Annotated in this window: 7 protein-coding genes; 6 read left to right on the top strand and 1 reads right to left on the bottom strand. The window is 43.6% G+C overall.

Translation table 11 applies throughout. The annotated features are described in order from the left end of the window. The 5 genes from ileS to F7C14_RS04580 form a co-directional block, all read left to right on the top strand. On the top strand, window positions 1-2,839 hold a 2,839-nt coding region (gene ileS / locus F7C14_RS04560), incomplete at its 5' end, for an isoleucine--tRNA ligase (protein ID WP_290900289.1). After that, window positions 2,829-3,431 (top strand): 6-hydroxymethylpterin diphosphokinase MptE-like protein, encoded by a 603-nt coding sequence (locus tag F7C14_RS04565; protein ID WP_290900290.1) that lies wholly within the window; start codon window positions 2,829-2,831, stop codon window positions 3,429-3,431. The genes ileS and F7C14_RS04565, both read left to right, overlap by 11 nt. Next, a complete protein-coding gene (locus F7C14_RS04570) occupies window positions 3,428-4,429 on the top strand; it encodes a glycosyltransferase family 4 protein (protein ID WP_290900291.1) in 1,002 nt (333 codons plus the stop codon). The genes F7C14_RS04565 and F7C14_RS04570 overlap by 4 nt, the downstream gene beginning before the upstream one ends. Further along, window positions 4,426-5,364, top strand: a complete 939-nt coding sequence (locus tag F7C14_RS04575) for a glycosyltransferase family 2 protein (protein WP_290900293.1) — start codon at window positions 4,426-4,428, stop codon at window positions 5,362-5,364. Before F7C14_RS04570 ends, F7C14_RS04575 begins: the two co-directional genes overlap by 4 nt. Next, window positions 5,340-6,305 (top strand): flippase-like domain-containing protein, encoded by a 966-nt coding sequence (locus tag F7C14_RS04580; protein WP_290900294.1) that lies wholly within the window; start codon window positions 5,340-5,342, stop codon window positions 6,303-6,305. The genes F7C14_RS04575 and F7C14_RS04580 overlap by 25 nt, the downstream gene beginning before the upstream one ends. On the opposite strand, the gene F7C14_RS04585 is transcribed toward F7C14_RS04580, so the two are convergent. After that, on the bottom strand, window positions 6,289-6,702 hold the full coding sequence (locus F7C14_RS04585) for a hypothetical protein (RefSeq protein ID WP_290900296.1): 414 nt from the start codon (window positions 6,700-6,702) through the stop codon (window positions 6,289-6,291). The genes F7C14_RS04580 and F7C14_RS04585 overlap by 17 nt on opposite strands. Before the next feature lie 164 nt (window positions 6,703-6,866). Between F7C14_RS04585 and F7C14_RS04590 the strand changes: the two genes are divergently transcribed. Beyond that, on the top strand, window positions 6,867-7,055 hold the full coding sequence (locus F7C14_RS04590; RefSeq protein WP_290900299.1) for a hypothetical protein: 189 nt from the start codon (window positions 6,867-6,869) through the stop codon (window positions 7,053-7,055). Window positions 7,056-7,236 lie beyond the last annotated feature (181 nt).

Raw genomic sequence — 7,236 nt, forward strand, 5'->3', positions numbered from 1 at the left:
CCCCGGATGGGACATGCACGGGTTACCGATAGAAGTGAAGGTTGAACAAGAACTCGGAATAAAAGAGAAGAAGGAAATCGAAGAGTTCGGAATAGACAAGTTCGTGAAAATGTGCATGGATTACGCTCTGAAGAACAAAGAAGCTATGACAGAACAATTCAAATCTCTTGGCGTGTGGATGGATTGGGAAAATCCCTACATGACGATAAAAGCGGAGTACATAAACTCGGCTTGGTGGACGGTCAAGAAGGCTTACGAAAAAGGTTTGCTTGAGAAAAAGAAGATGGTCGTGAACTGGTGTCCGAGGTGCGAAACTGCTTTGGCTGATGCGGAGGTTGAGTACGCTGAAAGAGAGGATCCCTCCATATACGTCAAGTTCCCAGTAAAAGGAGAGAAAGCCACTTACATAGTAATCTGGACGACGACGCCTTGGACTCTTCCGGCAAACATGGCTGTAGCTGTTCACCCATCTTTGGAGTACGCTGTCATAAAAGCTGTTAAGGATGATAAACTTGAGTACCTAATCCTCGCTAAGGAGCTTGCCGAAGATGTTCTGAAGAAAGGTGGCTATCAGCTTTGGGAGGTAGTGGAAACTAAGCTCGGTGAAGACCTCGTAGGTTTAGAGTACGAGCATCCGCTTGTCGAAGAGATTCCGATTCAGAAGAAGTTCGTGCATAAAGTTTACATGGCCGAGTTTGTGACTGCTGAAAACACTGGCTGTGTTCACATAGCTCCGGGACATGGATTGGAGGACTACGAACTCGGAATTCAGCACGGTCTTGAGGTTTTCAATCCTGTAGATGACAAGGGTGTTTTCACCGAAGAGGCTGGAAAATATGCTGGATTGAACGTGAGAGAGGCTAACAAAGTGATAATCGAAGATCTAAGGAATAAAGGACTTCTACTTGCTGAAGACACGATAGTTCACAGATACGGTCACTGCTGGAGGTGCAAAACTCCGATAATATACAGAGCAACCGAACAGTGGTTTTTGAAGGTTAGCGAGCTTAAGGAGGAGATGCTGAGGGAGATAGACAATGTCAGATGGATTCCGGAGTGGGCTGGAGCTTCAAGATTCAAGGATTGGGTCAGCAACGCTAAAGATTGGTGCATAAGCAGGCAGAGGTACTGGGGAATTCCGATTCCGGTGTGGACGTGCGAGAAATGCGGAAAAATGAAAGTCGTTGGAAGCATAAACGAGGTCAGCTGGAAGGACGATTTAGACTTGCACCGTCCGAAAATAGACGAGGTAACTTTCGAGTGTGAGTGCGGAGGAAAGATGAAAAGAATCAGCGATGTTTTTGACGTCTGGTTCGACAGCGGAGTTGCGAGCTGGGGAACTCTCGAATATCCGCTGAAGGAAGAGGAGTTTAAGAAGCTCTGGCCGGCTGACTTCATAACAGAAGGGCATGATCAGACGAGAGGCTGGTTCTACTCTCAGCTCGGAGCAAGCGTCATCGCTTTCGGAAAGGCTCCCTACAAAACCGTGCTCATGCACGGATTCACGCTGGACGAGCAGGGAAGAAAGATGAGCAAGAGTTTGGGAAACGTCGTTGAGCCTGAGGAAGTTATAGACAGAATTGGGGTCGACGCCTTCAGACTTTACGTTCTCTCTTCGGCATTATGGGAGGACTTGAAATTCAGTTGGGGAGAGGCTGAGAATTTCCTAAGGCTTTTGAACATTTTTTGGAACGCTGTTAGATTCGCATACACTTACATGGAGCTTGACAAATTCAGAGAAGTTCTTCCAGAAAATTGCGAGCTTAGAATAGAGGATAGGTGGATTCTTTCGAGGCTTGAAAGCTTTTGCAAGCTTGCTAACGAGGCAATGGAAAGCTACAACTTACATAGAGTTGTTAAAAGGTTTTACGATTTCGTGATAGAAGATTTCAGCAGATGGTACATACAGCTCATTAGGAGGAGAGTTTGGGAAGAAAAGGACAGTCCGAGCAAGATAGCTGCTTACGCTACGATGCTTCGAGTTATAGATAAAGCCACGAGAGTAATCTCACCCTTCGCCCCCTTCATAGCGGAGTACATTTATCAAAACTTCACGAAGAAGTTCAGGAAAGGAGAAGAGTCGATTTTCATGGAGCGCTATCCGGAGGTCGATGAGAAGTGGATTGACGAGGAGCTTGAGAAGGAGATGGAGCTTGCAAGGGAGATAGTTGAAGCGAGCTATACGGCGAGGCAAAAAGCCGGAATAAAGCTTAGATGGCCTCTGAGAAAGCTCATAGTGGAGGGAGACGTGAAAGTGGAGAGGTTAAGGGAGGTAATTCTCAATCAGAGTAACGTGAAGGAGATAGAGTTCGTGAATGAGTTCGAAAAGGATGTTGTCGTTAAACCGAATTTCAAAAAACTCGGAGCAAAGCTTAGGGAGAAAATGAAGGACTTCATGAACTACTTAAACTCGTTGAGCAAGGAGGAAATGAAGCGGATTTACGAAAGGGGTTACGTGGAGTTCGATGGGGAGAAAATAGAGAGAGACTACCTCGAATTCGAGTTTAAAGTTCCGGAAAACTACAGTTACGAAGAGTTCTCCAGAGGAGTCGTTTACGTTTACACTGAAATAGACGAGGAGTTGAAGAGAGAGGCGTATGCGAGAGAACTCGTAAGGAGAATTCAGGAAATGAGGAAGGAACTCGATTTAAACGTTGAGGAGTTCATAGTTGTCACCCTCGAATTCGATGAAGAGCTCGTTAAAGGCTTCGAAGACTACATAAAAACCGAAACCAGAGCGAAAGAGCTGATCTTCGGAAAGGCTGAAGGATACGTGAAAGAGTGGGACATAGAGGGAGAGAGGGCGAAGATAGGAATAAAGAGGTTAAATGAAGCTTGAAGAGTGGTTCAGAATATACATAGAAATCGCAAGAGATTTCGGTTATTCGATTGACGAAGATAGGAGAGCGGCAAGAATTCTAAAAGAGATCGGAAAAGACAAGCTCCTTGACAAAAACGTCTTAAGAGAAAAACTCGAAAAGAAGGAAGTCGCTGTTGTTGGGGGAGCTGTTAAAAAGCCGATAGAGTGTCAAAGGATAATCACCGCCGGAAAGTCGCTGATAAAATGGATAAACATTACATCAAGGATTCCAGATGTGCACGTGACGGACCTTGAAGAAGGAGCAGAGATTCTGAAAAAGGTGGAGGAAAGAGGGTGTGTTCTCGTGGTTCATGCCCACGGAGACAACATAGAACTCATAAAAGAAATAGTTCCCGAGCTGAATTTTTTCGTTGCAACAACGCAGGCTGAACCCTTCGACAGAGTATACAATTTTGGGGGATTCACAGACGGCGACCGAGCGGCGATAATAGCCAAGGAGTTCGGGGCGAAAAGAATTCTCCTACACGGATTTGATTTTAAGGCTGAAGGAGTTAAAGGGAAAAAACTCATGTGGGCTAAAAGGATTCTCGAACTCGAAGGGATAATATGAAAGTCGCCCAAATCACCCCCTACTCTTTTCCCCACATCGGAGGAATAGAAATCCACGTTGAAAACCTTTCCAAAGCTCTTTCAAAGTTTTATGACGTGGAGATAATATCTTCGTCAACGATTCCTTCCCTTCCAATCCCCTACTCCCCCATCCCCTTGAAAAAGAGGAAGTGCAACGCGGAGATATATCATGCTCATGTTCCAAGCCCTTTCTTCGCTTACATATACTCCAGCGAGGATAAATTCGTTGTCACATACCACAACGACGTTGAAGTTCCCGACGAGGTTTTCGGAGTTAGTATCCCAAGATTCGCTGCGAAAAAAATTGAAGAGATAAACGAAAAGGTTACAAGAAAAGTTCTTGACAGAGCGGAGGTTATCGTTGCAACAACTTCAGATTACGCAAGAACATCGAAAATTCTTAGGGACTACGAGGAGAAGCTCGAATTTATACCAAACGGCGTTAGCGTTGAAGACTTCGATTTCCACTCCGAGAAAGAAAACTTCGTACTGTACGTCGGAAGGCTCGTTAAGTATAAAGGTCTGGACTGTCTTATAGAAGCCCTCGAAAACTCAGAAGAGAAGCTCGTAGTTGCGGGAGACGGAGAAGACAGGAAATATTTCGAAAAGATGGCTGAGGAGAAAAAGGTGAACGCGAAATTTCTCGGAAAAGTTGAATACGAAAAAGTAAAGGAGCTTATGAGAAAAGCCAAATGCCTCGTTCTGCCGTCCAAAACGAGATTGGAAGCCTTCGGGATAGTTTTACTCGAAGCGATGGCTTCCGGAACTCCAGTTATAGCGTACAACACTCCCGGAGTAAGAGAAATTGCGAAAAAAGCAGGGTACACTTTCGAGAGCGTGGAGGAATTGAGGGAAAAAATAAAAAAATTGGATTCAAAGACTGTGAGAAAGCTCGGAAGGAGGGGGAGGAAAGTGGCAGAAAGTTACAGCTGGGAGAAAGTCGCTGAAAAAATTTCAAAAATTTACGAAAGTTTATGAGAATCGCCATCATCGTCCCGGTTTCTCCCCAAGAAGACTTAAACACTCTCCTCTCCTCTGCTAAGTGGTTAAAAAATCTGAAGTTTCCCGGAGAAAAGAAAATCCTCTACGTCTTCGATGGGAGCGAGGGAGATGAGAGGGTTAAATTACTAAAGAATCTCAGGGTGGATGTTCTGGCGAGAAACACGAATAGAGGAAAAAGGGCGGGAGCGATAAACGATGGTTTAAAAGCTTTGAAAAAATTTAAACCAGACCTCATAGCGATTTTCGACGTTGATTCTCGACCAGAAGAAAATTTCCTGATAAAGTGTTCGAATTTAAAAACAGACGTTTACATAAAATCGACGAGGAGGTACATTTACAACGACCACAGTTTTATTTCCAAGGCTGTTTCTCTCGAATACAGACTTATAAATTTTCTTTTGAGAATTTCGGCATTCAAACAATTCAACGGATTGATAGGAGTTCTCAACCCGAGGTTTTTATATAAACACCCCTTAAACGAAGACGCCATAACTGAAGACGCAGACTTCGCCACAAGAATGCACTCTCTTGGATTGAAAGCCGAACTCGCTGAAGGAAGGCTTTTCGAACAGTCCCCAGTAACTGTAAGGGATTTTTTCAATCAGAGGAAAAGGTGGTATTACGGAGGGTTGCAGCTGTGGAAGTATTTTAAACTGGTCTCAGAATCAAGAAAGTTGTCTTTTAAACTCTCTTGGATCTCTTCTTTAACTCTAACTTTCATTCCGGTAGTTTTCCTCCCTCTAATTATTCTCTCCCTTCCAGCCTTACTCGTCTACAGAAAAAACGAAGGTTTTAAAGCATACGCAGCTTTTATTATCCACTGCTTGGTTCTTCAAGCAGCGGCAGTGTCGGCTGTGATCAGCTACCTAAGGGGTGAGAGGGTAAAATGGGTTCCTCCAAAAAGGAGCTAAGGAGAACACTGATAGCAGCTATACTTTCACTCGCAGTGATATTCGCAATTTTCAAAATTACTGGAGAGAATCTGTCGACCCTCGTCGAAGCTAACCCGGTTTATATTTCCATAGCTATTATCTTTCACGTTTTCTTCTGGATATTTTGGGCACTCAGACTGAAGTTTTTGGTAGAAACGTTCAACGGCAACGTCAGCTTTTCCAACTCTTTTAAAATAACTATGTCGAGCATGTTTTTTGCAGCAATAACTCCCTCTTCCGCCGGAGGAGAGCCAGTTAGAGCATACCTTCTTTCGAAAAATGGATTGGGAATCGGTAGAGCTACAGCCATAATCCTCATAGAAAGACTCCTTGACTCGATATTCTTCGTAACTTCATTAGCGATTCTCCTCTCTCTGACTGAATTCTCGCTAAAACTCGGATTTAGAGTAGGACTGGCGTTCTTCATACTTCTGATACTTTTTCTCATACTCCTCAGAGAGCTGTTCAAGCATCCCGCAAGAATAGAAAAGGCTTTGAACTTCCTTGAGAGGAGGTTGAGTAAGAAAATTTACGAGAAAATAGAAAGGGAAGTCTGGAACTTTAGAGAGGCTTTAGTCGACGTTCTCAGAGTAAGCAAAAAGAGGATAGCGGTGATGTTCGCTCTAACGTCGATTCTCTGGCTGTCCGAATTCCTCGTGCCGTCCTTCGTTCTCATGGCTTTCGGCAAGGATCCAAACTTCCTCTTATCGGTAACATCTCAGGCGATAATAGTTGTAATTTCCCTTCTACCCCTCACCCCGGGAAGCAGTGGAATCTCGGAAGGAAGCTTCTTCTACCTATACTCCCAATTCGTTCGCGGCTCTTTAGCTTCGGTAGTCGCTGGATGGAGAATAATAACTTATTTAACAAACATGCTGGTCGGTCTGATTTTCAGCTTGAAAATTAAAATAAATGACTGATCAACTCCTCAAAATCTACTCCCAAGTTTTCAAGTTTCTTTTTAGCCCTGCTCAAAGCCGAGTAATTGTAATTGCCCCCGTTGAATTTCTCCACAACCGCGTTGAATTCCGCTTCACTCAAAAGTTCCCTGAGCAAATCGAGAAGGTTCGCTCTCGTGTAAGTTTTTACTTCAAAAGCATCAACAAGCTCCAATCCTGAAAAAGCGTACGCTTTAACCTTCCAACACTTGTCGCATTCAGAAACAAGGAGTTTTCTTCCGTTAATTAGATGCCAGCTTTTCTGGAACATTATTCCGCCGCACTCGCAAAAACCTCCAAAAATTCTTTCCGCCTTAACACCCTTTGAAGCTTCGTTATCACAAATCAGTAATTTTAGCGGCTCAACGTAAGCCCTCATTAGGTATTTTTCCGTAAATGTTGCTTTATAACGATTTCGACAGAGAAATTTTTATAAATCATCACACAAGTTTTAGCGATCCCTAACATCTCTCTAAATGCCTCTCTCGTTTAAATCCAATGCCCTCACGATCTCCCTTAACTATCAGCTCAAGGAGTTTTTGAATGATGTTACTATCAACAGAGTGCTTTTATCCCACTTTCAAGGATGTACAGCAGTTTTTAAGGATTTTTCAAACACCTTTTGATGAATTCAGCATCGCTTTGGCAATTTTCAGCGTCACATTAGCTTCGATCCATGCGGCAATTACGATTAAGACTATCGAAATCAGAGCTAAGGTTAAGTACTCCTGAAGTCTTCTTTTGTCAGAATTTGCTCCTTTCTGCCTGCTAAGTTTTCGAGCTCAAGCTTCGCCTCGCATATCGCTGTCGTTAAAAATTTGTTAAAAAACCGAATCTAAAGCAAGGGTTCGATGTCTTCGTCGAATAGCTCAATCGTCTTTTCTATTCTTTCCCTTTCAGCTACCTCCACTTC

Source organism: Ferroglobus sp. (assembly GCF_015521575.1).
Taxonomy (GTDB): Archaea; Halobacteriota; Archaeoglobi; order Archaeoglobales; family Archaeoglobaceae; genus Ferroglobus.